General features: G+C 65.3%; 30 protein-coding genes and 1 pseudogene. 11 read left to right on the top strand and 20 right to left on the bottom strand.

Annotated features, from left to right (window positions below; translation table 11 throughout):
- Nucleotides 1-233: 233 nt before the first annotated feature.
- The 6 genes from EU555_RS37705 to EU555_RS11295 all read right to left on the bottom strand — a co-directional run bounded on the left by EU555_RS37705 (nt 234) and on the right by EU555_RS11295 (nt 2,901).
- Nucleotides 234-1,244 carry a winged helix-turn-helix domain-containing protein gene (locus EU555_RS37705; protein ID WP_135414748.1) on the bottom strand — a complete coding sequence of 337 codons (1,011 nt, stop codon included), beginning with the start codon at nt 1,242-1,244 and terminating at the stop codon, nt 234-236.
- A gap of 342 nt (nt 1,245-1,586) precedes the next feature.
- Nucleotides 1,587-1,895, bottom strand: coding sequence for a hypothetical protein (locus EU555_RS36110; RefSeq protein WP_167858514.1), 309 nt, complete (start codon nt 1,893-1,895; stop codon nt 1,587-1,589).
- Between the two features lie 3 nt (nt 1,896-1,898).
- On the bottom strand, nt 1,899-2,024 hold the full coding sequence (locus EU555_RS37475; protein ID WP_281041281.1) for a hypothetical protein: 126 nt from the start codon (nt 2,022-2,024) through the stop codon (nt 1,899-1,901).
- 3 nt (nt 2,025-2,027) lie between these two features.
- Nucleotides 2,028-2,219, bottom strand: coding sequence for a hypothetical protein (locus tag EU555_RS11305; protein WP_135414746.1), 192 nt, complete (start codon nt 2,217-2,219; stop codon nt 2,028-2,030).
- A gap of 42 nt (nt 2,220-2,261) precedes the next feature.
- Nucleotides 2,262-2,525, bottom strand: coding sequence for a hypothetical protein (locus EU555_RS11300; protein WP_135414745.1), 264 nt, complete (start codon nt 2,523-2,525; stop codon nt 2,262-2,264).
- 70 nt (nt 2,526-2,595) lie between these two features.
- Complete coding sequence (locus EU555_RS11295; RefSeq protein ID WP_167858513.1) at nt 2,596-2,901, bottom strand: helix-turn-helix domain-containing protein; 306 nt, start codon at nt 2,899-2,901, stop codon at nt 2,596-2,598.
- A 153-nt stretch (nt 2,902-3,054) separates the two neighbouring features.
- On the opposite strand from EU555_RS11295, the gene EU555_RS11290 reads away from it, so the two are divergent.
- The 6 genes from EU555_RS11290 to EU555_RS11265 all read left to right on the top strand — a co-directional run bounded on the left by EU555_RS11290 (nt 3,055) and on the right by EU555_RS11265 (nt 7,000).
- Nucleotides 3,055-3,606: a hypothetical protein gene (locus EU555_RS11290; RefSeq protein ID WP_135414743.1), complete on the top strand. Its 552-nt coding sequence runs from the start codon at nt 3,055-3,057 to the stop codon at nt 3,604-3,606.
- An 89-nt stretch (nt 3,607-3,695) separates the two neighbouring features.
- Nucleotides 3,696-5,315: an AAA family ATPase gene (locus tag EU555_RS11285; RefSeq protein ID WP_135414742.1), complete on the top strand. Its 1,620-nt coding sequence runs from the start codon at nt 3,696-3,698 to the stop codon at nt 5,313-5,315.
- A 14-nt stretch (nt 5,316-5,329) separates the two neighbouring features.
- On the top strand, nt 5,330-5,584 hold the full coding sequence (locus EU555_RS11280; RefSeq protein WP_135414741.1) for a hypothetical protein: 255 nt from the start codon (nt 5,330-5,332) through the stop codon (nt 5,582-5,584).
- Nucleotides 5,585-5,600: 16 nt separating this feature from the next.
- Nucleotides 5,601-6,071, top strand: coding sequence for a hypothetical protein (locus EU555_RS11275; RefSeq protein WP_135414740.1), 471 nt, complete (start codon nt 5,601-5,603; stop codon nt 6,069-6,071).
- Nucleotides 6,072-6,215: 144 nt separating this feature from the next.
- Nucleotides 6,216-6,587: a hypothetical protein gene (locus EU555_RS11270; RefSeq protein ID WP_135414739.1), complete on the top strand. Its 372-nt coding sequence runs from the start codon at nt 6,216-6,218 to the stop codon at nt 6,585-6,587.
- Nucleotides 6,584-7,000: a hypothetical protein gene (locus EU555_RS11265; RefSeq protein WP_135414738.1), complete on the top strand. Its 417-nt coding sequence runs from the start codon at nt 6,584-6,586 to the stop codon at nt 6,998-7,000. The genes EU555_RS11270 and EU555_RS11265 overlap by 4 nt, the downstream gene beginning before the upstream one ends.
- A gap of 337 nt (nt 7,001-7,337) precedes the next feature.
- Here EU555_RS11265 and EU555_RS11260 read toward each other — a convergent pair whose 3' ends face one another.
- Entirely contained in the window at nt 7,338-7,835 is a 498-nt protein-coding gene (locus EU555_RS11260) for a hypothetical protein (protein ID WP_135414737.1), read from the bottom strand.
- A complete protein-coding gene (locus tag EU555_RS11255) occupies nt 7,832-9,604 on the bottom strand; it encodes a hypothetical protein (protein ID WP_135414736.1) in 1,773 nt (590 codons plus the stop codon). The genes EU555_RS11260 and EU555_RS11255 overlap by 4 nt, the downstream gene beginning before the upstream one ends.
- A gap of 502 nt (nt 9,605-10,106) precedes the next feature.
- Here EU555_RS11255 and EU555_RS11250 point away from each other — a divergent pair.
- Nucleotides 10,107-10,613, top strand: coding sequence for a hypothetical protein (locus tag EU555_RS11250; RefSeq protein ID WP_135414735.1), 507 nt, complete (start codon nt 10,107-10,109; stop codon nt 10,611-10,613).
- Nucleotides 10,614-10,685: 72 nt separating this feature from the next.
- A pseudogene (locus tag EU555_RS11245) lies at nt 10,686-11,195 on the top strand (DUF3780 domain-containing protein); the annotation flags it as partial.
- A gap of 190 nt (nt 11,196-11,385) precedes the next feature.
- Here EU555_RS11245 and EU555_RS11240 read toward each other — a convergent pair.
- The 8 genes from EU555_RS11240 to EU555_RS11205 all read right to left on the bottom strand — a co-directional run bounded on the left by EU555_RS11240 (nt 11,386) and on the right by EU555_RS11205 (nt 20,398).
- On the bottom strand, nt 11,386-12,822 hold the full coding sequence (locus EU555_RS11240; protein WP_135414734.1) for an ATPase domain-containing protein: 1,437 nt from the start codon (nt 12,820-12,822) through the stop codon (nt 11,386-11,388).
- A gap of 557 nt (nt 12,823-13,379) precedes the next feature.
- A complete protein-coding gene (locus EU555_RS36105; protein ID WP_167858512.1) occupies nt 13,380-13,556 on the bottom strand; it encodes a hypothetical protein in 177 nt (58 codons plus the stop codon).
- Nucleotides 13,557-13,601: 45 nt separating this feature from the next.
- A complete protein-coding gene (locus EU555_RS37700; protein WP_355291264.1) occupies nt 13,602-13,799 on the bottom strand; it encodes a DUF6481 family protein in 198 nt (65 codons plus the stop codon).
- Nucleotides 13,800-14,108: 309 nt separating this feature from the next.
- Nucleotides 14,109-14,318 (bottom strand): cold-shock protein, encoded by a 210-nt coding sequence (locus EU555_RS11230; protein ID WP_135414733.1) that lies wholly within the window; start codon nt 14,316-14,318, stop codon nt 14,109-14,111.
- 737 nt (nt 14,319-15,055) lie between these two features.
- Complete coding sequence (locus EU555_RS11225) at nt 15,056-17,098, bottom strand: ATP-binding protein (RefSeq protein ID WP_205820884.1); 2,043 nt, start codon at nt 17,096-17,098, stop codon at nt 15,056-15,058.
- Nucleotides 17,099-17,100: 2 nt separating this feature from the next.
- Nucleotides 17,101-18,621: an ATPase domain-containing protein gene (locus EU555_RS11220; RefSeq protein WP_135414731.1), complete on the bottom strand. Its 1,521-nt coding sequence runs from the start codon at nt 18,619-18,621 to the stop codon at nt 17,101-17,103.
- A gap of 562 nt (nt 18,622-19,183) precedes the next feature.
- A complete protein-coding gene (locus EU555_RS11210) occupies nt 19,184-19,432 on the bottom strand; it encodes a hypothetical protein (RefSeq protein ID WP_048435260.1) in 249 nt (82 codons plus the stop codon).
- A 147-nt stretch (nt 19,433-19,579) separates the two neighbouring features.
- Nucleotides 19,580-20,398 carry a transglutaminase-like domain-containing protein gene (locus tag EU555_RS11205; protein WP_135414729.1) on the bottom strand — a complete coding sequence of 273 codons (819 nt, stop codon included), beginning with the start codon at nt 20,396-20,398 and terminating at the stop codon, nt 19,580-19,582.
- Between the two features lie 100 nt (nt 20,399-20,498).
- On the opposite strand from EU555_RS11205, the gene EU555_RS11200 reads away from it, so the two are divergent.
- Both EU555_RS11200 and EU555_RS11195 read left to right on the top strand, forming a co-directional pair.
- Complete coding sequence (locus EU555_RS11200) at nt 20,499-20,717, top strand: hypothetical protein (protein ID WP_135414728.1); 219 nt, start codon at nt 20,499-20,501, stop codon at nt 20,715-20,717.
- 27 nt (nt 20,718-20,744) lie between these two features.
- Nucleotides 20,745-21,089 (top strand): hypothetical protein, encoded by a 345-nt coding sequence (locus tag EU555_RS11195; protein ID WP_135414727.1) that lies wholly within the window; start codon nt 20,745-20,747, stop codon nt 21,087-21,089.
- Nucleotides 21,090-21,594: 505 nt separating this feature from the next.
- Here EU555_RS11195 and EU555_RS11190 read toward each other — a convergent pair.
- From EU555_RS11190 to EU555_RS11175, 4 genes are all read right to left on the bottom strand, one after another.
- The gene (locus EU555_RS11190; protein WP_135414726.1) at nt 21,595-21,927 is read right to left on the bottom strand and encodes a hypothetical protein; all 333 of its coding nucleotides are present in this window, start codon (nt 21,925-21,927) and stop codon (nt 21,595-21,597) included.
- Between the two features lie 176 nt (nt 21,928-22,103).
- Nucleotides 22,104-22,370: a hypothetical protein gene (locus tag EU555_RS11185; protein WP_135414725.1), complete on the bottom strand. Its 267-nt coding sequence runs from the start codon at nt 22,368-22,370 to the stop codon at nt 22,104-22,106.
- Between the two features lie 2 nt (nt 22,371-22,372).
- Entirely contained in the window at nt 22,373-22,831 is a 459-nt protein-coding gene (locus tag EU555_RS11180; RefSeq protein ID WP_135414724.1) for a hypothetical protein, read from the bottom strand.
- A gap of 514 nt (nt 22,832-23,345) precedes the next feature.
- Nucleotides 23,346-23,588, bottom strand: coding sequence for a DUF6894 family protein (locus EU555_RS11175; protein ID WP_135414723.1), 243 nt, complete (start codon nt 23,586-23,588; stop codon nt 23,346-23,348).
- A 283-nt stretch (nt 23,589-23,871) separates the two neighbouring features.
- Between EU555_RS11175 and EU555_RS11170 the strand changes: the two genes are divergently transcribed.
- Nucleotides 23,872-24,120: a hypothetical protein gene (locus EU555_RS11170; protein ID WP_135414722.1), complete on the top strand. Its 249-nt coding sequence runs from the start codon at nt 23,872-23,874 to the stop codon at nt 24,118-24,120.
- Nucleotides 24,121-24,167 lie beyond the last annotated feature (47 nt).

The raw sequence follows: 24,167 nt of genomic DNA, 5'->3' as shown, positions 1-24,167 counted from the left end.
GGACTGCTGGAAGAGCAATGGGCTCCTTTGCAATGCGAGCCAAGGTGTTCAGGACCCATCTCCTGACCTTCTCATCGATGGTGTCGCGATAGGCCGTGCCTGTGACAGAGTTTACGACACCAATAAGCTGATCTGGTCGGATACTGACACCTCGCCTATATGCCTTACAAAGGCTCTGGAGAGCACTTTTTATTCGAGTGTTGTCGTGGTGATCGATTTGGGCGCGTAGATAGTCACTCTCGACTCGTTCGAGAATAACCTTCCTTGGTACGCGCAACCCGACCTCCCTTGCATAATTTTCCTGCGAGTACACTCGCGAGCACTTTTTGCGACCAGGGGTCGAAGTCTTCTATGTTGTTGACGGATCCAGGCTCTTCGAGCCAGCTCACGTCATTTAAGGCTAGCCTTCTTCTGGTCGGCTCGAACCAAGGTGGGCATTCGAAGCAGATAACGGCAAGCAGGTCCCCACCATTGGGTCCTGAGCACCAAATAAAATGAGATAACGCGGCATCTATTCTGCCGCCAGGCGCATCGGAGGGCACATCAGGTATGTCAAGGTCTACCTTCGTGGCCCGTACACCCGATTCAACTATACCGAGATCGGACCGCGTGAAAAGGGTGTGTTCGAAGTCATGCACAAGAGTGGCAAATCCGACACACCGCTTATGCATGAACGCATCGCGGCTCTCTCGGTAGCGGCCTAGCCTATACGTGAGAATTTCTTTGTTGCGCTGGACGCACACGAAAGCTCTGAAGAATACACTTCCATCGGAGCGTCGGCGAGGATCCTCGTAATGATAATTATCGCTCCGTAATAATTCAAATATTACATTGGGGGCTATGGGCTGACCCTCGGATACCTTACCTGCCAAGTCGCTCTTGTCCAAAGCAAGAGCTGGCCCCATGACGAGCTCTCTGAAGCGACGCCTCGTCGGAATTGGGCGCCGATGTTCCTCAGGAATCGACGTATCAGTGAGGAATTCACGCAGGAAAAAGCGGCCGGGCGCCGGCCTGAAAAAAAGGCTACGTTCAGATCTTTGAACAATGTCGACGCTTAATCTTGCGCCGAGTGTCTTATGCTGTGTTTTTCCGTATAGTCTGTGCTCGACAATCCCGTATTGATATGCGACGGCCATGATTGCGCGCGGCGTCATTGGGCGCCGTTCTGACCGTAGGACCTCTTGGGCGATGTCGAGATATGCGTCCACAGTATGATGTCCGACCCACGGTTGAGCGTAGGCCATGTTTGCTTACCAGACAACGAACGGAACCCCATAGCTCGCCGGGGTGCGACGCCATGGGATCCCATTCGTAGTGGAAGGCATCGCGTAGAGCTCAGTGGCAACAGGAGGCGGTCCTTGGCAATGTCGTGGAACAGCCATGATCCAGGCCAAGCCATCAGGGGTTCCGCCAATCGTAGTCCGTGACGAAGACGTCTTCGCCGATCTGCACGAATGGCTCAGGCCCCGTGTGCTATTCGCTCATAGCCTCCCCTTGCTGAGCTTGCCGACGAACTCGGCCAGCAGGAACGATGAGACGCTCTTCTCGCCTGCGGCGCGCTCGGCCGAGAGCGTCTGTCGCCTTCTTCAGGTTCGCGACCGCCTCGTCCCGCGCCCGGCAAATGCGCTCGTGCACCGTTCTGCCAGCCCGTCCATGCGTCCCCTGAGCGTCTGGAACGCCGCCAGGCAGGCCCGGTCAGCCTCCGCCCATCGCTCGCCGACGCGCAACGCGCAGAAGGCGATGCTGGTGTCCTCGACGCCGTAGTCGTCGACCATGATGTGGAGAGGCCCGCAGGGGTTCGCGTCGTAGGAGAGCCGGGCGGCCTCGACGACGGCGGGCGTGATCTCGGCGGCGCCGAACTCCGCGCGATCCCGCAGGAAGCAGGTGTGGCACATGGCTCAGGCCCTCCGACGCGCGCGGCGGGTGCGCAGGCCTTCGACCGCCTTCGCAAAGCCAATGGCGGTGAGCCCCACGACGAGGCCCGTAAGACCGATGATGTCGCCGATGTCGTAGACGAACGTCACGGCTCAGGACCTCCGCCCGGCGAGGCGCTGCAGCATCTCCGCCCGGTGCGCGTCCCGCATCTCGTCGGGGACGAGGGCCGCGACATGGGCGAGGAGCTTGGATGCTTCGAAAGGGCCCATCTCGTGGACGGCGCACGAGGCGATCTGGTCGCAGAACGCCTCCCACGACCCGCAGGCGGCCACGCCGTCTGCCATGGTCCGGATCGGGACGTCCCGGAAGCGGAAGGCCGCCGGCGGCTACGGCGGCACCCGCACGAACCCGGCGTCGCGGAGCACCTGCAGGGCGACGTCGCTGTCCCACCGCTCCGGGTACTCGACGGCGCTCGTCATGACCTCGCCGATGACGTCGTGGTCGTTCATCGCCCGCAGCCTGGCGATGCGCTCCGCCTCGGCCTTGGCCCGGCGGCGCTCCCGGACCGCCCCTTCCAGGCGCCCGGCATCCTCGTCCCCGAGCCCGGCGACGGCGCGCGCGAGCTCGTCCAGTTCCGTGTCCGTCAGCATGTCGATCCCCGGTCCCCCCCCCGGGATTCTGCGGGGATTGCGCGATTCGGGGAGGGACGCCGCAGGGGGGCTACCAGCGCGGCTGGGGCAGCCCGCGGCGCGCGTTCCGGGCGTCCTCTTCGGCCTGCTCCGCCTGAAGGTCGTCGAGCGTCGGGCACCCGTCGTTGAACGTCGACAAGCGGAAGTCCAGCCCCACGGCATTCAGCATGTGGATGACGGTGTTGATGCTTATGTCGGGCGCATACCCGTTCTCGAACGCGATGACCCTCGACCGGCTGGAGCCGATCATCACGGCCACCTGGCCCTGCGTCAGGCCTCGCTCGCGCCGCGCTTCCTTAACGCGGATGCCGAGTTCGACGAGGTCGATTTGGCTCATATACGCGACACCCATTCTCGACCCGCAGAGCGCGAGGGCAAAACCGGTGACGCGTTTATGCGACCTCGGAATGGCTCCCAGGCTACCGCCAGGCCTCGAAAGCGACCATCGTCGTTAACTACGCCGGCCGCCGGCCGTGCTATCCCGGCGGGCATGGAGATCGTGCTCGAATACCTGCCAGCCGACCTGTGGCCGTGCCCCGTTGGATGGACCATCGTCGGGCGCGTCGGCAGCCAGGCGCTCGCCTATGACCCAGAGAGGCGGCCGTTCCTCCTCGGGGACGGGGAGCCGCAACCGCTCGACCCGGCCGAGGTCAACGCGGCTCTCGTCGACGCCGTCGCGGCCGCGGCCATCAAGGTCTGGCCGGGGGGGTGGACGAACGCCTTCCCGCTCGCGTTCGGCCTGAACCGACGCACCACGCAGCCGGACAAGATCGCCAAGAAGGGCCTGAACCCCGTCGTGCTCAGGTCCCTGGCCTTCGCGGCGAAGGATTACGATGCCCCCGGCATGGGCGCCCTGCTGTCGGCCATCGCGTTCTATGCCGACCGGTTCGGCACCCAAAGCAACACCAGTGCACACCCGCACGAGAACCTCGCCGACGCCGAGATGGCTGCCGACAACGCGTTCGCCCTGCTCCGCGAGGTCAGGCAGGGAAAAACGCTCGCGATGCTCAGACGCGACCGGGAAGAAAGATCGGACTCATAATCCTTTAACGAATAGGGTGCTAAGGGGAGCATCCCTAGCCTGGGTGACGAACTCGTTTCGCGCCAAGGCCAACACGGTGTCTTCCGAAAATGAAGAAGCCCCTCAGGGCGGCTTTCGCGCCGACGCGCGAGCTCTATGCCTGCACCGCATCCCTCATCGCCGACAGCGTCGCCCAGGACGGCGCCGCTTGGGTCCGCCACACGCTGGCGACCGGGCCCGAGCTCGACATCGCGACCAGGTCATGGACCGACCCCGTTGTCCTGCCGTTCCTCCGCGGTGTCGAGAGGTCGTTCGCCGACTGCCGCAATGCCGGCGAAACGCCCGCCGCCAAGGAGATGCTCTCCGAGCGCATCGTCGACTACCTCCGCCTCGGCCATGACGTCCTCGTCGACGACGACGGCTTCGACCGCCCCCTGATGCCGGGGGCCCTGGCTCGCCTGGCCTACTACGGCGTGTCGTACGGCGCGCTGATGGCGAAGCCCTACGCCCAGGACGCCCTCATCGATATGGCGCGCTTGTCGCCGCCGGGAGACGCCATCCACTACGTCGCGTACGGGCTGGCGTTGATGACGGACGCCCATCCGCACTTCGCGATGCCGAACGACTTCTCGACGCGCGACGTCTGCCTCGTCGTCCCGGCGGCGCTCGCGCTCGGGCTGGAGCACCTGCCCGGGACCACGCCGGCCGCGGCGGCGGCCGCGCCCCTCGACGAGGAGGAGCGGCTCGACATCGAGGAGGACCGCGCCGGTATCGTGCGCTGGCGCCAGGCTCCCCCGCCGCGGCCGCGCCCCAAGGCCGAGCCGGTCGGCGAGGTGGCGGAGCCCGCCGGCCCCGGCGCGGTCATCTTCCCGGAGACGATTGTCGAGCGGCACAAGCCCGACCTGCGCCGGGACATCAAGGCGGCCCTCGGGCTGGCCCTGGGGGCGCACCTGCGCCACGTCCCGGTTCCGCGGGACTGGTCGGCGTGGACACGGGAGCGGCTTGAGGCGTTCCCATGGATGGGCGAGGCCATCGAGGCCTTCCGCGAACTCCAGGGCAACCGGGAGCATTTCGGTGGCGGCGTCCTCGGGCTCGTCGGCACGACCGGCTGTGGGAAGTCGGCCCTGGCGGCGGAGCTCATTACGAGCAGCGGCCTGCATCTCGTCCGCTACAACGCAGACGCTGCGAGTGAGAATTCCTTCCTCGGAACTCCCGCAAGGTGGGTCTCGGCTCATTTGGGCATTCCCGAGAAGGCCCTGGCGGACGCGATGGCGACTTCGGCCGGCATCTTGGCAGACGAACTGGAAAAGGCTTCGGGCTCGCGCAACTCGAACGGTGGGCGCCTCCACGACGGGTTGCACGGAGTCTGGGAGGCGGAGACCGCGCGTGCCTGGCACTCGCAGTTCCTGCTTCACCCGGTCGACGTCAGCGGCCTCGTCTACGTCTGCACGATGAACGAGGACACGCTGCCCGCTAGCCTGCGCGACCGCATGAAGATCGTGCGGGTACCCGAGCCGGGTCCGGAGCACCTCGGCGTCCTGGCGCCCCGGCTCGCCCGGGCGGTCTGCCGCGAGACCGGACAGGACGAGCGCTTCGGCGAGCTCGACGGCGACGAAATCTCGGCCCTGGCCGACGCTTGGCGGGGTGGCTCGATCCGCCGCCTGCGCCGCTTGGTCGAGACGGTGCTCCGGGCGCGCGAGGGCGGCCCCGCGGCGATGCCCCGCCACTGATCTCGGAGAGCCCCATGCCCCCCGAATTCCAAGTGGTCGCCGACCGCCTGCGGACGGCTGCCCGCTCCCGCGACGCGAACGGCGTCCTCGCCGGTGGCGTCGGCATCATCCTCCAGCGCCTCGCCGACCGCGTCGCGGCCGGCCTGGATGACCCCGCCACGGCCCTCGCGACGGCGCTCGCCGCCGAGAAGGCCGCCCTTTCCATCCCCGATGTCCAACCAGTGGAGACACGTTATGTCCAGTCAAGCTGCCACCATTCCTTTCTCTGAGAGGAAGAAGCCAAATATGTCGTTGGATGACATCGAGATGTTGAAGCCGCTCATCCTCTTCAATATCGCGGCGGGCAACCGCATCGAAAGTGCCGTAAAGGCGGGCGAGATCTGCGATCTGGCCGCCCCCGGCTTCAAGCGCCGCTGCACCCGCGTGATGGAACTCGCGACGCGCGGACAGATGTCGCCGCGGGAGGCGGCCCTCGAACTCATCGTCGCCGAGCAAACGGCCATGGCGACGAGGCCGCTGCAGGAACGCGACAATGCGTTGCTGCCCTGTGTCGTACCGCGCATGGGGCTCGATGTCCGGTTCCATGCCGGCGAGTCCGAGGGACTTGGGCCCGTCAACTCGCCGCCACGGCCTAACCCTGCTTTCCACATGAAGGAACAGGGCGACGAGTACGACCAGGCCATGGGGGAGGAGCTCGCGCGCGGCCCCGACGGTCCCCCCGAGGACGACATGCCGGATGACCGCCATGCCGCGTGAAGTCGCCTCCGCCGCGGCCGCCCCGATAGGGCGGCCCAACTCGGGGGCTGCCCGAATAGGGGGCCCCCGACCCGCCCAGGCCGGCATGCCCTTCCCCGGCGCGTCCCCCCGCGCCGCCGTCGCCATCCTCCCGGAACGCCCGCGATGACCACGCCATCCCACGAGCACGTGTACTACAATCGCAGCCGTAAGTTGTGGTCGATCCGCAGCAACGGCATCGTCATCGGCCACGCCCCGTCCCTCGCGCTGGCCGGGTGCGTCCTCCACGCCGGCGAGAGCGCCCGTCTGCGGTGCGTCAGCACCGGCCAGCGCGACGTCCACGCCTGGATCAAGGGCACCCTGGCCGATGCCCCTCGGGCAGCCGACGCGGTGCGGATCGGCTACCGCCCGGCGCAGCCCGGCTTCCGCCGCCGCGACACCGGCGCCGTCGTCACCGCCGCCGCGACCGTCTGGTTCGAGCCGGACGGCTCGGCCTGGGCGGCATCCCCCACCACCATCCTGGAGACCCTGTCGTGATCAGCACCCGCATCCTCCTCGTCCTCCTCGCCCTCGTCGCAGCCGCCCCGGGCAGGGCCGCCGAGGCCCCGTTCCCTGCTCGCGGAGACATCTGGCACTACGGCGTGCAGGCCCCCGGGGGCCACGGCGTCACGCGCTACGCCACCGTCGAGGCCAGGCCGGCGGGCGTGGACTGGACCGTCGTGGTGACCTGCGGCACGCACGACGCCAAGACCGGCAAGATCCTCTCGCGCCACGTCGGCAAGGGCACGAGCGAGCGCGGCCGCGGCCCCGGGCTCGGCGGCACATACGTCGTCAAGGGCGTCAGGCAGAACTTCATCGTCACGCTCAAGGGCGAGCAGCTCGACCTGCCGTCCCAGTTCACCGACCCGCGGTGCGCGAGCGGGATCGGCCAGCTTTCGACGGGTGACTGAGGCCCCCGCGCCATGGCGCCTCTCCCGGGATCCGCGATCATGCCGGCGAGGCAGAGGACATCCGTGAGACGATGGGGGCGATGACGTTCGCCATCGCGACCCGCGCGCTCAGGCTGGAAAGCGACCGACGCTTGCGCGGGTCGTCCAGCCGGTTGGGGGACGAAGCAGCGCCAATTGCGGCGGTTTGTTCCATGCAGCGACGCTGCGCGCGCCCCGGATTCGCATAGGGGAGCGCAACCGGAACGCGCGCAACCGCGTCGCTTCGCGCGGTCGAAACCATGCAGTCGTCGGAAGGACGGACTGGCTTAACCTTGGCTGCCTGTCCCGTCGGCCGGTGTCAGCCCCAGACCCGGGCGGCCGCTTCCCATGACCACGGCGCCGGCGCCGGCCGGGCCAGCAGTCGCTCGCGGCGGGCGTCGAGGTTCGAGACGACGTGAGACATGGCGTATCGCAACAGGAAGTCGGCACGCTCCCGGGCGTCGTCGTCCGGCTCCCCGGCGAGCAGCGTCCCGGCCGCGACGAGGGCACGTCGCGCCGGGCCGCCCTGCTCGTCGTCCCAGGCCCCAAGCGCCGCGTACTCGCCATCCCCTCGCAATCCCCGCAGGATCGTCCGAAGCGCAGCCTGGCCCGCGGCGGGGGCCGGCAGCGGCAGCAGGGGGGCGTGGTCCTCCGTCAGGTAGGCGGGCCGGTCGTGGGTGTAGACCCGGCGACCGTGCGGGCTGGCCGGCTTGGCGCCGCCGTACCAGGCGTCGAGGGCCCGCTGGCGCAGCGCCTGGAGCTCGCGGCGACGGAGGTCGACGGCGCTGCGGTGGTCGATGACGAGGGGGCGGTTCATGCCGACACCTCTTCGGGAACGGAAACGCCCGCCGGGCCGTGAGGCGCGCAGCGGGCGTCGTCTGGGAGGTAGGTGCCCTTCACCGTGACATCTCCAGTATAGGCCTCCCCCTCGGGCGCCACAAGCGCGACGGTCGCATCGCCGGAAGTATTTCCGACCTTCGCGCGTGAAGTACCCCGTGACGAACCATGTGAACGGCGCGGCTTGATCGGCTTGTCCGGGGCGGTAACCGTGCCGATGGTCTCGATGGCCTTGGCGTCGCGCAGGGCGGTGTCGAGGTAGCGGGTGGTGACGCCGAGCCGGGCGGCGATGGCGGGGCGGTCGAGCCCCTGCTCGCGGCGAAGGCGCAGGGCCTCGACCCCGATGGCGAGCCGGGCGCCCTGCTGATCCGTGCGGGCCTTGGCCCCCCGGGACCGGCGCAGGGTGGCTTGGCGGTCCGCCACGACGTCCCGCCTCCGCTCGGCGGTCACCAGGATGCGCAGGTCGGCGGCGCCCATTTCGGCCGGCTGCACCTTGAGGAGCTCGATCAGCCGCTTCGGGCCCGGCCGGTAGCGCGGGTCGACCTCCTTCTTCAGCCACGCCTTCCGTTCGCCGTTGGCAGCGTCCCGGGCGGCCTTGCGGACACCGCTCGTGCAGGACAGGGCCTCCTCCTCGTCGAGCCCCCAGGCGTGCGCCTGGTCCCGGACCCACCCGTCGAGGTCGCACGCCGGCAGAAGCCAGGCCTGGACCATCGTCGCCGCGAACGCCATGGTCGAGCGACCGGTGTCCTCGACCATCCGCTTCCCGCCGAACCGGTGGGCGCGCAGGCGCTCGATGTCGGCGGCGATGGCCCGCCAGTACGAGCGGCCGGTCAGGTGGCCGCCCACCCGCTCGCGCTTCTTGCGTGCCGGCGCGGCAGGGGCGGTGGTCGGGGCCACCTCCTCCTCCCGCCGCGCCCGGTCACGCCCGGCCTGCTTGGCGGCCCGCTTGGCGATGCCGTCGAGCTTCTCGGCGACGAACAGCTTCGCCTTGCGCCGCGAAACCGGCATGACCGCGGCGGCGAGCTCGTCGAACGTCCCCCGGCGGACGTCGGCGGTGTAGTACGGCCACATCATGAAGGCCGGGGCGAGGGCATTGGGGTTGTAGCTGCCCGAGTACCGGTAGAGGTGCGTCGGCGACATCCCGGTGGCGTCGTGACCGAGGTCCTCGAACTCGCGGTTCAGGGTGCGCTGGACGGCGCGCCACCGGGGCAGGATCTCGCGGGGCGCTACCTCGTAGAGCCACACGATGAGCATGCCCCTTCCGGACGACATGACGTAGCTCGGAGCCGGCCAGCGCTTCTCCTCGCAACGGCGTTGGACGATGTCGAGCACGTCGCCCTTGGACAGCCCCGCGAGGCCCTGGACGCCGTAGTAGTCGAGGTCGATCCAATTGGCGCAGATCGAGGTGAAGTTGGCGTCCGACGCCTCCGGGACGGGCTCGCCCGGCTTCGGGTAGGGGAACGTGCAGAAGGTGTGGAAGCTGAGCTCCTTGAGGGCGCTCACGACAGAGGCGTGCCCGAGGCGGATGCGCTTCACGCTGAAGCGGCGCTCGCGGAACACGTACTTCGCCTTCCGGCCGGTGCCGATGTTCACCCGCGCCGCGATGCGGACGACGCCGTGGCTGCCGACGGGATGGATGAAGCGGAGGTAGTCGAGGGCGGTGAAGTCGCGGGTCTCGGATGGCATGGCGCGGGCGGGCCATGCCTCCGGGGGCACGGCATGGCCCCGGATCTCGTTAAGGGTGGTCACGGTGGTCTCCGGGTTGGGGGACCTCGTCGGGGGCACCTCTGCACCGACAAGGACCGGGTTTGGGGGATGTTCAGGAGCGACAGCCCGACTACGGGCACGGCAAGGATTGACCTCGACCACGAGAAGGTCAACGGCCCTCGAACGTCCATGATTAACGCCAGAACCGGAACCCAATACTTGCCTGTAGGTGGCACAGAAACGGGGGCTACGCGCCTCACCGGCGAACGCCCGTGTCCTACAGGGGTGACGCGAACCCCCCGGCCAGGAGGGCTTCCCTGCGCCTTCCAGGCCCATGTCGGGTTTCGGCATCAACCCGGGGCTGATCGACCGCGACCTCCCTCTATGGCCCCTGCGGGGCCGGGGGAGGCGTTCCCCGTTACGAATCGTGTAAAATGGGCGTTTTCCCTCTGCGAACCGTGTGAACCGGCCGTGCCTCGGGACAGGCCATCCGATCCTCGAACCGGCCCTGGTGGCTTGCTGCTCGCGCCGGCATCCTACTGGCATGACCGAGCCCCATCCCACCGACCGCGAGACCACCGCCGCCGCACGCCGCCGCGTCGCCGCCGCCGACCGCGCGCGCCGGTGGCGCGAGGAGCATCGCGAGGCCGAACTCGCCCGCATCGCCGAGCTCGATGCGCTGCGGGCCGAGGTCGCGACGCTGCGGGCCGAGCGCAAGGGCGTCGAGAACGAGGCCGCCCGGCTGCGCGCGGAGCTCTATGCCGTCCGGGACGAGCTCGGCCGGCTGCGGGCGCACCTCGACATGTTTGCCCGGGCCTTCACAGTCGACGAGGACCTGGCGAGAGCCCTTATCAAGATGGGCGCGATCCGCCGTTCCCCGGCTGGTCCGCTCGCCATCGGCCGGCCCACGGTCTCGGTAAGCGAAGTCATCAATGTGGCGGGCCTGGTTCGGTGCGGCGGACAGAAAGCCGGGCAGGCGGCGTACGACGCGGCACGCGCCCGTGTCCTTGAGCGCGTTGCCATGCTCGTCCCGCCGCCCAACGATGCGTAGGGGCAACCACCTGCGTCGCGCGGAGCCTCGGCTACGTCACTCGCGACGACCGCCGCCCGTCGCGCTTCCTCCGACGAAGCCTTTGATGCCTCGGCCTCGCGCTCCAAGTGGGACGCCATCTCGGGCGAGGTCCGCTCCGAGTTCAACAGGCGCCTGAAGGCCGAGCGCAAGCGCTCCGGATCCTGGGCGCAAGGCAACGACGGCGTACAGCGCCTCCTGGGTAAGGAACTTCTCGTCCTCGTCTGGGCCATCGAGCAGGACGACGTGTCAATCGAGCAATGCGACGTCGCCATCAGGAACTGGCTCGGCCTCAAGCCGGAGGAGCGGTGGTGGCTATACACCATGACCGCCGCCTTGACCGGCTACGCGCACCAGACCGGCATGGGTTGGCGCGACGCCCTCCGCAGGGCTCTGTGCTTCGGGACGAAGCGCGACGTGTTCTCGCTCGGGGTGATGACTGGCCGGGGCCATCTGCCGTCTGGTGGTGCTCGCGCAATCCATGCTGTTGACCCCTTGCGGACATTCGCTTTCAGATTGGGAACGTCCGGTGTTCATTTTTACCAGACATTCATTTGCGCATAAAAATATTCAATGAAAGAATTATGTATATTTCAAACAGATTTGGCAGATAAAATCAATTTAATAGGATCATTATACGATATATTAGCGCCACGTATCAGTTGTATGATTTCGATATCTTAAATTATGTTCGAAGCAATATATATTTTTATACTGATAATAAGAGTCTATAGAAGTGACAACGAACATACGCTCACTGCCACAATGCATCTACGAGTTGTCTGCCGACGTGAAGTCCATCAGCATCAATCCAGAATTCCCGGATGGTGTCGTCGTGCGGTCCGATCCTCTTCTTGATCACCGACACCGCCCGGCGCAAGTGCCCATCCGCCTCGAAGAACCGAAACAAAAGTAGGGTGTCAGCAAGGTAGGTAGGATCAATCGCGGCCGAAATCTGTCCCACCAAGCCGTGCTGGACCAACATGAGTAGCGTCGTCACCCTCTGCTGGTTCAGGTAGGTCAGGATCTCGTGCATATGAGGCAGTAGGTACTGCTCGTCCGGCATCGCGTTCTGATAGCCGGTGAGCGAGTCGATCAGCACGAGCCGCACGCCCTCGCGCTCGACAGCGTCGCTCACCATGGCGGCGAGCTCGCCCGGCGAAACCTCCGCCGGGTCGATCTGCTCGACCCGCAGGCGCCCCTCCGCGACCGCATCCGCGATGTCCATACCGAGACCGGCAGCCCGGCGCATCAGGATCCCTGTCGGCTCGTCGAAGCTCAGGATGAGCCCGCGCTCGCCCCGCGCCAGCGCCGCCGTCACGTAGGCGAGCGCGGTCGACGACTTGCCGACGCCGGAGGGGCCGAGAAGCATCGTACTGGTGCCTCGGTCGAGTCCGCCGCCGAGCATCGCGTCGAGGGCGCTATTACCGCTGCTGAGGCGGTCGACCTCATAGGGATGGCCGTGCTCGGCCGCGACCAAGCGCGGGAACACCGAGAGGCCGCCGCGACGGATGACGAAGTCGTGGTAGCCGCCGCGGATATGCGTACCGCGCATCTTGATCACCCGCAGGCGCCGGCGCTCGCCGCCATAGAGGGGGACAAGCTGTTCGAGCTGGATCACCGCGTGGCAGAGATTGTGCAAGTTGAGGTCGTCCTGGTCGACGGTGAGGTCGTCGAGGAGGAGCGCGGTGGTGTCGTGGATGAGGAGATAGCTGCGCAAAGCCAGCACTTGGCGGCGGTAGCGTAGGGAGCTCTGCGAGAGCAGGCGGATCTCCGACAGGCTGTCGAACACCACCCGTTGCGGCTTGACCCGGTCGATCTCCGCGATGGCGAGCCGCACGGTCTCGCCGAGCTCGAGGTCGGAGGAATGGACGAGGCTCTGCTGCTGGCGCGGGTCGAGGCTGAGCTCGGGCGGCACCAGCTCGAAGATCTCGATGCCGTCGAGCGACCAGCCGTGGCGGGAGGCGACGGAGGCGAGCTCGCGCCGGCTCTCCGAGAGGGTGATGTAGAGGCAGCGCTCGCCGAGCCGCGCCCCGTCGCGGAGGAATTGCAGCGCGAGCGTGGTCTTGCCTGAGCCCGGCCGCCCCTCGACCAGGTGGGCACGGTTGGCCGCGAAGCCGCCCCCCAGAATGGTGTCGAGGCCGAGTGCCCCTGTTGCGACAGGGGAGGCATCGACGCGCTGAGTGGGCATGGGAATACTTTCAGAGCATGGTGAGCTTCACCACGGCGCTTGCAGGGTAGAAGGACAAATATGCCATCTATTTTTCAGGATATGTTAAATTGCTTATCCGGTGCCGTCCAAAGGACGCTCCCGCGGCTGCCATGCAAATGGCTTTTTCCAGGATTTTTGCCTATGCTTATTTGTCGGAAGCCCAGCGTATGAGGGCATTTCCGTTAATTTTTCAATGCGCCGACGAAATTCTTCATTGGAAGGACTGCGCGCTGAACCAGTGATGAAATTCTTTGCCATGAAAATTTTCTCCCGATAAGTTATATATTATAAACGCTATGATCTACCGCATCGCCGGCTTGATTCACTAGAAAATAGCGGCAATCTCACTTTCTCTGACAGCGCGATCTCCCATACGAGATCGGATACGGTACGACGCCTCCCCACTCCGATCCTCTGGCATGAGCTGCACAATTTCGAAAGTATCTCCGCTGCTCGTCAACCTGTCGGAGAAGCCGCCTTGAACCATGCGGACTTGTTGGCGCAGTTTGAATTTATGGGACACGTGGCTTGATCCTTTATTCATGATCGGGAAGATCTGCTAGTTCCGCCAAAATGCATTGCAACCACATCTGAGCTTGCGCCTTGCGGGCATCTCGCGCGGCCTGCTGCTTGGCACACAGCTTAACTTTAGCGACTGCGGCATCGGCAGCACGCAGCATTTCCTCAGGCGCCGCAAGCTCGCGCTCACGCACTTGCTGGGCTTCTGCTCTAGCCTACTGGATAATCCGAGTTACTTTTCAAGCAGCTCGTTCTGTCTCTCGCTCGGTCAGACGAATAGCTCTCGCTGCGAAGATAGCCCGCCGTTCGGCTTGCCTGTCCGCAGAGGCCAGGTCGTTCTTGGCGCCCCCCGCCTGAAACCAGGCTTGCAAGGTCTGGCGTGCCGCGGAGGCGGAACCCAGCCTTTCACCCAGAGGCGCTTCATTGCATTTGCCCATGGCTCAGGCTCGGTTCCTGACGAGGGATCGGATTGGGGACAAAAACCGGTTTGAGGCGTGTCAGTGCGGTTCGTGGACCGAGTGATCGCAGTAGGTGCGATCGGATAGTTGACGCCGCGACGCTGGTCGCCAACCTATTGCGAGTATCGATTGCCGAGAAGCGGCGACAGCTTGATTGCTACAACGCAAAGAACGAATTATAGATTTTCTCAAAATTTACGCCGCTTTTTCGCTTAAAAAGCTACCGACACCTTAAGTTTAAGCAATGAAAGTGAGGACAGATATGTCCTCACCCCAATGTAGTGAATTTTATGCCGACTGCAGATTGCCGGCAGACTGCTTGCCGCTGCGGCGATCGGTTTCCATTTCGTAGGAGAGTTTCTGTCCATCGGTAAGGGTCTGCATGCCAGCCCGCTCGACTGCTGAGATGTGGACAAAGACATCCTTGGTGCCATCATCCGGCTGAATGAAGCCGAAACCCTTTTGCACGTTGAACCATTTCACGGTGCCGATGCTCATCGTCATCTCCATATTTCCCAGGTGCATGCATGAACTCAGCGCGCCACAGCGTCGCTAAAGCTCCAACTATCGGCAGATCTGGAGAGAATAACAGAGCGGACGCCCGGGGTAAGCGGAACGAAAAGCCCGGCAATCCGGCCAATGATCAACTCGTCTCATATGGTTCGGATCAGGCGAATTAGCAAGGGCGCAGAGAAAAAACTTTTTGCGCGTTCGGTTTGTAATACGAAATCTTGCAAAGGTGGCCTCATCGCGCAGCTGTCCGCTTCGACATAAGATGCCAGGATTGTACCCTCTGCCTCGTCGGGCCTCTTCGCGCCGAGGCCGATCTCCCCGCCGATCGGTGTCGTCATACGAGCTCGGTAGCCTATCGAAAGCAAAGGGCTGCGTTGAATTGCGCTGTAACGTCATTGGTGAGGATTAGCCCAAATTTTACTACCTATCCTGGCGCGATCACGGAGCATTGACGATCATATGCCGATCGATATGTCGAGGCTGTAGCTCATTTTTGATCAAGAAGACGCCGGTGATGAGATCAGGCTGATCTTTTTTCAGACATGTTTGACTATTTTTGTTGCGTTGTCTAAGTACGGATTTACCGATGAGCCATGGCTTCATCCGATAGTTTGATTATTTTACGGTCTTTCACATAAAAATATAATTCATCGGAAAATAATTGGATGACGATCGTGGAGGCATCTCCGAAGGCTGGCACCGGATCGTCATTGGTGACGCCTTCAGCGTCTTTCGCCGCCAAGCACCAGCCGGAGCGAGCGGGCGAGTTCGTCGCGGCGATAGGGCTTGCTCAGCACCGGCAGCTCGCCGCGCCCGATGACCTGCCCCTCGTCGAGATTGGCGACATAGCCCGAAGTGAGCAGGACCTTGATGCCGGGACGGAGCCGTTGCGCCTCGACGGCGAGCTGCGAGCCGTTCATGCCGCCTGGCATCACCACGTCCGAGAACAGGATGTCGATGCGCTCCACCCCCCTGAGGTGCTCCAGCGCCTCCGCGGCGTTGCGTGCGACGACCACCCGGTACCGCAGCTCCTCGAGGCTCTCGACAGCCATGGCGAGCACTGGCTCGTCGTCCTCCACGAGCAGCACCGTCTCGCCCGCGCCGGCTCGGCGGAGCGGAAGGGCGCTGACCGGCCCGGTCCCAGGCTCCTCGCCGGCTGGATCGGTCGAGCGTGGGAAACACAGGCTGACCGTCGTGCCCCGCCCGACCTCGGACTCGATGCGTGCGAAGCCGTTGGCGCTGCGCGTGAAGCCGTAGACCTGGCTCAATCCCAACCCTGTTCCCTTGCCGACCTCCTTCGTGGTGAAGAAGGGCTCGAACACGCGCGGGAGCGCGTCGGACGGGATGCCGCTGCCGGTGTCCGTGACCGACACCGTCACGTAGGGACCGGGCGGCACCCCCTTGTCGGCGACGGCCGAGGTACCGAGGTGGATGTTCCGGCTCGTCACGGCGATGCGGGCGGGGCCGTCCCGTCCCTCCATCGCATCGCGCGCGTTGACGACGAGGTTGAGCACCGCCGCTTCGAATTGGGCCGGATCGATGCGGATCGGATCAATCGCGGGATCGAGGTCGAAGGCCAGCTCGACGGCTCCGCCGGCCGCCCGCTCGGCGAGTGGCTTGAAGTCCAGGAGCAGCCGGTTCGGGTTGAGCGTCTGCGGCCGCAGCATCTGGCGCCGGGAGAAGGCGAGAAGCTGCTGGGTCAGCTGCTCGCCGCGCCTTGCCGCGCCCATGGCCGCCTCGGCCAGGCGCTTCACGCGCTCGACCTGCTCGGGCCGACGCAGCATCATGTCGAGCCCGCCGACGATGACGGTGAGCAGGTTGTTGAAGTCGTGCGCCACGCCGCCGGTGAGCTGCCCGATCGCTTCCATTTTCTGGGCTTGGCGCAGAGCCTCCTCGGTGAAGCGCTGGTCGGTGCGGTCCATCAGGATGCCGGCGATCCGCGTCGCCGTATCGCCCTCGTCGCGGACTCGGCCCCTGAGCGCGATCCAGCGCACCTGTCCGTCGGCGCGCCGGATGCGGCACTCGAGGTCGAGCGTGCCGGTCTCGCGGGTCGCCGCGAAAGCGCGCTCGGCGATGTCGCGGTCCTCCTCGACGACGTGCGCGATCAGGCTCTCTCTGTCCCAGTGCGGGCCTGCCTCGCCGTACCCAAAGACGGCGTCGAAGCGGGGCGAGCGCCGCGCCGCGCCGGTGCGGTCATCGAGGTCCCAGGACGCCATGCCGGCGGCGTCGAGGGCGAAGGCGAGGGTCTCGTGAGCGGTCTCGACCTCCCGCGTGCGCTCGGCCACGCGCCGCTCGAGATCCTCGTTGGCGAGCCGGAGCTGCGCTTGAGCCCGCTCGCGCTCCAGGAGATGCTCACGAGCCTGGTACTGGCGGCGGCGCGCCCGAAGGGCGGAGGCCGCGGCGCTGACGAGCGTCTCGGCATTCACCGGGCGCTCGAGCAGCACGACATTGGCGAGCCGGGCGAGCCGCTGCGACGCACGCTCGGAGCGGCGGCCGGCCTGGCGGGTCGCCAGCACGATGAAGGGGAAATCCGACCAGGCCGGTTGCGCATCGAGCCACGCGAACAGGTCGGTGAGGTCACCTTCCAGCGCCTCCTCGGTGACGAGGGCGGCACCAGCGCCGTCCCGCAGGCCGTCGAGCCAGCCCGTCAGGTTGGGACAGGCTTGTGCGGGCGTGCCGGTCCCGGCGAGCACCTGCCCGATCACTGCGGCATCGCGCCCCCGCGGCGCCAGGATCAGGATGCGTTCCTCGTGCGCGACCGGCATGCTCACGCCTCGCCACCCGCCGGAGCCTGACCCGTCAGCATCGCCACCTTGCCCCGGTAGGCCGGCAAGCCCGTGAGCACCCCTTCGAAGTCCTCGAGCGCCTGGCCGACCTCGAGGCCGCCCTCGGATAGCTTCAGCTCGCGGATGGTGCGCTCATGCGCGTTGACCCGGCTCTTCATCACCGAGAGGGCGGTGCGAACCATGCCCTGAGCCTCGAAGAACCGGAACAGCAGGATGCCGTCGCTGAGATAGCTCAGGTCGACATCCGTCCGGACCTCGCCGACGACGCCGTGCTGGCCGAGGACCAGCAGGGTGGTGATGCCCTGCTGGTTGAAGTAGCTCAGCAACTCGTGCATCTGCAGGACCAGGAATTCCTCGCCCGGCATCGCGTGCAGGTAGGCGTTGAGGCTGTCGATGACGACGACCGACGACCCGCGCTTCTCGACCGCCTCCCTGGCCATGGTGGCGAACTCGCCCGGCGAAACCTCGGCGGGGTCGATCTGGGTGATGGTCAGCCGCCCGGATTCGACATGCGGTCTGAGATCCATGCCGAGCGTGGCCGCCCGGGTCATCAGGGTCGCGAGTCCCTCATCGAACAGGTAGTAGGTCGCCGTCTCGCCGCGCTCCAGCGCCGCTTTCATGCACCGGACCGCGGTCGTGGTCTTGCCGACGCCGGAGGGCCCAAGCAGGAGCATGTTGGTTCCGGGTACGAGGCCGCCACCGAGCAGCAGGTCGAGCTCGGCCGACCCGGTGGACTTGGCCACCGGGTCGAAGGCCGCGTGGTGCTCGGACGCGATCAGGCGCGGGAACACCCGGATGCCGCCGGTCTCCAGGGCGAAGTCGTGGTGGCCGCCGCTGAACTTGATGCCGCGCATCTTCACGATCCGCAGCCGTCGCCGCTCGGACCCGTATTCGCGCGCCATCTGGTCCAGGGAGATCACGCCGTGCGCGATGCTGTGCAGCTGGACATCCCCCGTCTCCGAGGTCTTGTCGTCGAGCAGCAGCACCGTGCAGGCGCGCTTGGCGAAGAACCGCTTGAGCGCCAGGATCTGACGCCGGTAGCGCAGCGGGTTCTGAGCGAGCAGGCGCAGCTCCGAGAGACTGTCGAACACGACCCTGTCGGGCTTCGTCTCGCCGACGCGGGCAATGACGTCCTTGACGGTCTCGCCGAGTTCGAGCTCGGAGGGATGCAGGATCGATTGCTCGCTGTCGGGATCGAGGCCCATCTCGTCGACGAGCTCGTAGAGGTCGATGCCGTCGAGCGACCATCCGTGCGTCGCGGCGGCGGCGCGGAGTTCGTCCGAGGTCTCGGACAGGGTGACGTAGAGCGCCCGTTCACCGCGGGCCGCCCCCTCGCGGAGGAACTGGAGCGCGATGGTGGTCTTGCCCGTGCCCGGGGTGCCCTCCAGCAGATAGAGCCGGCTCGGGGTCAGGCCGCCGCAGAGAACGTCGTCGAGACCGGGCACGCCGGTCGAGATCCGGGGCTCCTTGCCGGGCGTCCGGCGCGTTGCGGGTTCGGTCATCGCGGAGGGTCCAGGTTCCTTGGGGCCGGTGGAGACCGCCGCCCGGCACGGCGGCGGTCCTTCCGGTCCCTCGTGGGTGCTCGCGAACGGTATGTCGGGAGTACCGGAGGACGCGGCATACGCCGAGAGAGGGTGTCAGGATACATCCCTGGAGATTCCACGGACGACCGTCCGGCGGTCAGCTACCCGAGGTCCGGCCGTCCGCCGGTCCCCAGGTGACCTTGCCCGGCTCGTTCGCACGGCGACCGATACCGGTGGAAAAGCGAGCGTTCGAGTTCGTCCGACGATCATGCCGCGGAGATCCCGCGGGCCCTGACCTGCCGCCAAGCCGCTACGGCGGCTCGTCGGGCCTCGTACGCCATACGCTGCGGCGTCCCTGGCTCACCCCTGCCGAGGGGGCCGTAGCCGTGGAGCAGGACGCCGTCGGGCCCATGGAGCCGCTGCACCTCGGCCCGCCACGCGCGATCGGCGAGGGCCAGTCGGTGCTCGGTCTCCACCAGGCGCTGCGCGTTCATCGCGACGCTCGTTGCGGTCACTTCTGAAGCGGACACTCCCGAGGCGGTCATGGCGCCGCGAGCCGCTTGGTGTTCGCCGCCACGTGCTCGCGGTAGCGGGCGACCACCATCTCGGGCGACCCGCCGGACGAGAGCGTCACCATCGCCTCGCCGGCCGCCGAGACTTTCTCCGTCACCATGGACTGAGCCTCGGCCCACCCCTCGGGACCGCCCCAGGCCAGCCGGACCATTCGCAGCTCGACGACCTTCTGGGCTTCGATCGCGAGCATCATCGAGGACAGCAACAGGTTGATCATGTCTCGCTCCGCACCGCGGCAGATGCGGCACGGCGTCAACCCGCCGCGATGCAGGATTGATCCGGCCCCGAAACGCAGCGCAGACCTGCAAGCCGCCCCGTGACCAAGGGGCGACCTGCGCGAGCCCGCGAGCCGGGCCGGATCGTCTCATGTCGTGAGCGGCGTCGCCTCCTCGGTCGTCACCCGGAAATCCACGAGGGTGTTCGGCCCGAACGTGAGCGTCAGGGGCACGTCGGCGGCGTCGCGTCCGTAGGCGATCAGGATTCTGCCGATTCGCGAGCTGTTGTTGCGCGGATCGAAGGTGTGCCAGCGGCCGCCCAGGAAGACCTCCATCCAGGCCGCGAAATCTCCCGGAGCATGCGGCAACGGCAGACCGATGTCGCTGACGTAACCGGTGCAGTAGCGAGCCGGGATGTTGAGGCAGCGGCAGAACGCGATCGCGAGATGGGCGTAGTCGCGACAGACACCGCGACGTTCCTCGAAGGCCTCCAGCGCCGTCCGGGTGGGCCGGGAATGCTCGTAGCCGAAGGCGATGCGATCGTGAACGTAGTCGCAGATCGCCTGCACCCGCGCCCATCCCGGTGCCATGGCGCCGAACAGGTCCCAGGCGGTTTGCGACAGGCGATCGGTCTCGCAGTACCGGCTCCCGAGCAGGTAGAGCAGCGTGTCGACGGGCAGGCTGCGCACCTCCTCCTGCCGTGCGACCGTGTCGGTCATGTCCCCGTTGCCGTGGTCGCGGACGACCGTGTCGGTCTTGAGCGTGAAACGCCCGGCTGGCGCGACGAGCCGGTTGCACCAGTTCCCGAACGTGTCCCGATAACCTTCCAGGGGCACTGCCGGCACCGTCAGCAGATAATCCGGTCGCTCAAGATCGGAGAACCGCGACGCGTGGACGTTGAGCATCGTGACGACCGGCGTGTCCTGCACGAAGTCGTAGGTCATTTCACAGCCGACGTGGATGCGCATCGCGTGTCTCCAGAGGGACGGCAGGGTCGCGCTCTCCCTGAACGCGGGTCGGCTCGCGTCTCCGGTTCACGTGGCTGCACTCGAACGATCCATGACACGAATGGGCGATCTGTACAGCACGAACGAAGAGCTTTTCCGTTCGCCGGACCGGAACGTGATCATCGAAGCCACAACCGGCCCCCGGCAGGGCAGCGGTCGGTCGCTCTCTCCCATCGCGGCATTCGCGGTGGTGGCAGGCATTTGGGCGTCGTGGTCCCCATGGGCCGAAACCCGCGACGGCGTCGGAATCCAGCCGGCACCCTTTCATGTCAAAACATGATAGAGTGGGTTTTTAGAAGGTCCCTCGATGAACCGTCAAAATAATGCAGTGGTGTTTCTGGCCACGCTGATCTGCGCGGCTGTCCTCTCCAGCACCTGGTCGAGCGCCGGAGCGCGCCCGCCCGGTGCCGGGACCGGTTCTGGGCACTCCACCGAGCGATCCGTCGATGAAGCCGCTTCCAAGGTCAAATTGGATCCCGCGAAAATCGAAGACCGCGCGAGAAAAAGAAGGGAGGCCGACCGCAGGCGCGACGAGCGCATGAACAAGCTCGGTGCCTCGATCTGCACGGGCTGCGGCGGTCCCGTCGTTCCCTTTGACCCAAGCGGAGGCGATCTGAGCATCAACGGCAGATCGAAACCGCAAAGGCGCTGAATGGTCGACAGGAGTTCGTCATGATGTGCGCAGCCGGGCAAGAGGCGGGCGGAAACCATGACGACACGCCATTGGCTTCGCGCGATGGATCGGCACCGATGGTCCGTAGCCGCTTGGGCGAGATCGGGTGCCAAGCCTGTATCGCGATCGAGGAGCGGGATGTCCCCGCTCGCCGACGCGCCACTTCGTGAGACCGAGGCGATCGTCGGACCATCGCTGCATGGGTTCGATGTCGCAGCCCGGATGGCAGCGTGACGGCCACGCTCACCTCCGGCTCGAAAGCCGGCTATCGGGTATCGGCCGCCTGCCGCCACCACGGGACGGCAAGGCACTCAGCCGGTCGTTCGAGCCCGGACGGGCTACCGTTTCACGCCGGGCTTGCCGTTCGCCACGACCTGGCCCTTCGTGCTCGGTGCCGCCGCGATGACTTTCGGGGTTTCCTTCTTCGGCTTCTTGGCTTCACGGTTTCCACGAGTTCGATCGCTAGTCATCTGGACTTCTCCGGTCAGATGTTGGGAGCCTGCGGGTCTTGCGCCTCGGGCTTGGTCGGCCCCGACAGACGCGCGAAGTCGGACAACACGGCGGTGACCATGCTCTGCAAGCGAGGATCATCGCACGAGAGCGTCGCGGCAAACCTTTCGAGCAGATACTTCGCCTTGTCGGCGGCCTCCGGCCATGTCGTCGCCTCGGCCGCGAACAGGTGGGCTTCCAGGTCGTGCTGGCGCGCGACGAGGCCCGCACGTTGCGCTTTCACCGCAGCTCGCCTGCGGCGCACCTTCGTCGCCTTCTGGGCGGCCATGCCGCGCCGTTCGTCAAGCTCGATCGGACGATCCGTCATCCAGCCAACCCTCTGTGCTGCGTTGCTGGCTCTTCGCCGCCGGGATGCGAACGCGGGTGCTCCGAGGGACCCTCTCGGACCGCGGCCGACGGAGCCGCGGAAGGGGGCCATGGCCTTGACACCCTGATATGCGGGGCACTGGACCCACGCACGTACGTTCCTTGCGCGAACGAGGTTCAGGGACCAGGAATGGCCATGGCTACCGGTAACGACGCCAAAGAATTCGGGTCACGCGTGGAGCTCGTGCCGATACCGCTGAGCAAGCGCTCAATCAGCATCGTCGCTTCATGGATCTGCATTGCCGCGCCTCTGATCGTCTCGAGACTGGCTCGCCCAGGCTCGTCGGCACTCCACCAGCGGCCATTGTCGATGGCTTGAAGCAGGCGGCCGATCCGTCTGTGATCCCGCTCGATTTGTTCGATAACCTCAGCACCGTAGGGCACGACTATCTCCTGGAATGAAACGATAGTGAGATCTGCTGCCAAAGGCGCACCGTGCGATCATATGATATTTGGCCGACAGCATGAGAGCGATCATAACCGCGACGGTTTCCCTGCATGCGTGCCAGTTTCAGCCGGCCGACGATCCTGTCGAGACGCCGCTCCTCGCGTGCAATCCTCGACAAGATGTCGCGGGCGCGATCGCAAAACACGTCCTTGGATTCGACTGTGGTTATTCGGTTCGCACTCGGCAGTGCTCCCGGACCTGATCCTTCTGACGTGCGACGATGCAGTTCGGCCCAGGCATTCAGGTGGAGCAGGAGCCTGATGTGATCGCGTTCCTCAAGCGCCTGTTCGATGCGCCAGCCGAGCAAACGGAGCCGCAGGTTGACGATGACGGCACGCAGGGTCGATCGACCGTAATCTGGGGAACGCTGCCGGCGAGAAGGAAAGTCGGTGGGCATGGCGCCCTCCGGTGCAGTCCTGGCCCATCGCCACGACACCAGTACGTATATGGTGTGCAGTGAGCGGATAGCAACTCAAATACGAAAATACTCAAAAAATCACCGTGCGGCCAATGAAGTTGTAGGCCATGAGAATTTTTCTTACCCCACGGCTGCTGGTCATCGAAGCTGAGCAATATGGACGTCGACGATCGCGCTTCTCCAGCGAGCCCGGGACGCTATCGACGCGCAAAGCGCGTTCGAGCGGACTCCGCTCGCCGCCGTGCCAATGGGCATGAGATCGCTCAAGGGCGGCGACGATGCGAACGAACTCCGCTGCGTTCGCAAGGAAATGGCATACAGCTCCTAAGGCGTCGCAAGTCGCCAACTCATCATGATCGATTAAGTATTTTAACAAAAATGCTATAGATTTTTCCTATTGAATAAATTCGCGATGCAGACAATAATTCAGCAAGGACTCGAAGCAGCAGATTTGGCCATCTCGTGTTAGGTAACGCTGCTCTACGTTAAAATCTCAGGCTGTGTCAATCAACCATTCCGCGCTAAGAATGAGAGAGGCTGCGAATAATGCCTGCCCTGTTTCGTCGCGCATCAGCACCGCAACCTGCCGGCTTTTACCCAGACTCATTTCCTCACGCGCGATATCTGGCAGAATACGGATCGCGGCATCGCGGGCAGCATGAGCGTTAGGAAACTCGGTTCCCACGTCGTCGGGGATCAGTTGGCCGTCTTGGATGTCGAAAAAGAAACGCGGCATCGCATGCTCCGCTCGTGTAACCCGGGAGCGCGCATGTCTCACAGCCGCCAAGGGGCAAAACAGGTTTTGGCGATGATGTGCCCTTATCTCGAAAGAAATCGAGGTGCATTAACATAAAGCAAGCCAGGTGGATCGCAGCCGCTGCCCCGCCTCCCACAAGACCGATGCGTGAAAATTTCTGCCCGACTATGGTCGTTTTAGCTCACTAAGCGCGTTGCGTTAAGCGAACCCACCTGCCGTGAGTGACAGTGGGCGTAGCGTTCAGCGTGGGAGACGAAAAACGATGTCCATCACATACGACGAAGAATGGAAGCCCGGCTCCGACAAACATTCAAGCGTGAGGCAGGTTTATCGCGATGGGAAGCGGCTCGGCCGAGTACGATCCTGGAAGGCAGAAGATCCTGGCGAGTTGACTGGTGAGTGGTTCACTGTCGAACGATGGGAGAAGGGTCTGCATGTTCCTCAAGAAGGAATGTATGTTGATTTCCAAGAGGCTCTGGAGCGGGTCGCGCTCTACAATGTAACGCACTAAAAGTAAGCGCTTGTGTCATCAATACTGGCATTTTCCACCTAAGTGCT

This window comes from Methylobacterium nonmethylotrophicum, assembly GCF_004745635.1.
In the GTDB taxonomy this organism is placed as follows: domain Bacteria; phylum Pseudomonadota; class Alphaproteobacteria; order Rhizobiales; family Beijerinckiaceae; genus Methylobacterium; species Methylobacterium nonmethylotrophicum.
Note: the sequence above shows the minus strand (reverse complement) of the source record. Positions and strands in the feature narration are given on the sequence as shown.